The organism is Rhizobium sp. BK661 (assembly GCF_024808825.1).
Classification (GTDB): domain Bacteria; phylum Pseudomonadota; class Alphaproteobacteria; order Rhizobiales; family Rhizobiaceae; genus Rhizobium.
In genome coordinates this window covers 1-1319 of the sequence record NZ_JANTYT010000059.1, presented here as the reverse complement: position 1 = coordinate 1319, position 1319 = coordinate 1, and the positions used below count along the sequence as shown (strand labels likewise).

1 protein-coding gene is annotated in these 1319 nt (G+C 56.9%); it reads left to right on the top strand.

Annotation, left to right across the window (positions count from 1 at the left end; all coding sequences use genetic code 11):
- The first annotated feature begins 73 nt into the window (after nucleotides 1-73).
- Nucleotides 74-1287 (top strand): IS3 family transposase gene (locus FHX16_RS31395; RefSeq protein ID WP_183865168.1). Its coding sequence is split into 2 segments (ribosomal slippage): nucleotides 74-410 and nucleotides 410-1287, totalling 1215 coding nucleotides; the frame shifts between segments, so codons are not numbered across the junction.
- The last annotated feature ends 32 nt before the right edge of the window (nucleotides 1288-1319 follow it).

The window sequence follows — 1319 nt, the reverse complement described above, 5'->3', positions numbered from 1 at the left end:
TGAACTGCACCCCAATTCGACCGGACACTCAGCATAAGCAGGAAGGCTCAAGCACAGGCTTGAGGATAGGCTTATGTCTAACGAGTTTCGACAGGTTGATCTGATGATCGGTGACGTCAGGCGGCGACGCTGGACAACGGAACGCAAACTGCAGATCATCGAGGAGAGCTATGCCCCGGGGGAGACTGTTTCCTCTTCGGCTCGGCGACATGGAGTTGCGCCAAATCTCTTGTATCGCTGGCGTCGGCTCCTGAGCGAGGGAGGTGCGGTGGCCGTGGATTCCGACGAACCAGTGATCGGCAATTCCGAAGTGAAGAAGCTGGAAGATCGAGTGCGCGAGCTTGAGCGCATCCTCGGACGCAAGACGCTTGAGAACGAGATTCTCCGCGAAGCCCTTTCCAAAGCCCAGTCAAAAAAACCGATATCGCGGCCGATCTTGTTGCCGAAGGACGGTTCTCGATGAAGACGGTGGCGCAAGTCCTGGGGGTATCGAGGTCCAATCTTGCCGAACGTCTGAAAGGTAAGTCCAAGCCTCGCGGGCCTTATCTGAAAACCGAGGATGCCGAACTGCTGCCTGCCATTCGCAAGCTGGTGGATGCCAGGCCAACTTATGGCTATCGGCGGATCGCTGCCCTTCTCAACAGGCAGCGGCGAGCCGCCGATCAGCCGGTCGTCAACCGCAAGCGGGTTCATCGCATCATGGCCAACCACGCGATGATCCTTGAGAAACACACCGCCGTGCGCAAGGGCCGCATCCACGACGGCAAAGTCATGGTGATGCGGTCGAACCTTCGTTGGTGCTCGGACGGTCTTGAGTTCACCTGCTGGAATGGTGAGGTAGTTCGTCTCGCTTTCATCATCGACGCGTTTGACCGGGAAATCATTGCCTGGGCAGCCGTGGCCAATGCCGGGATATCCGGTTCTGACATCCGAGACATGATGTTGGAGGCCGTCGAGAAGCGCTTCGGCGCAACCAGCGCTCCGCATGCTATCGAACATCTATCTGATAACGGCAGTGCCTACACTGCAAGGGATACCAGGCTGTTTGCTCAAGCCCTCAATCTGATCCCATGCTTCACGCCTGTTGCCAGCCCACAGTCGAACGGCATGTCGGAGGCGTTCGTCAAAACCCTGAAACGGGACTACATACGCATATCACCCATTCCGGACGCAGGTACAGCACTCCGGAAGATCGACGGATGGATCGAGGATTACAACGAAATCCATCCACATTCAGCGCTGAAGATGGCTTCCCCAAGGGAATTCATCAAAGCTTCATCTCAATAGCTGACCTGTCCGGCGAAACGGGGGGCACTCCA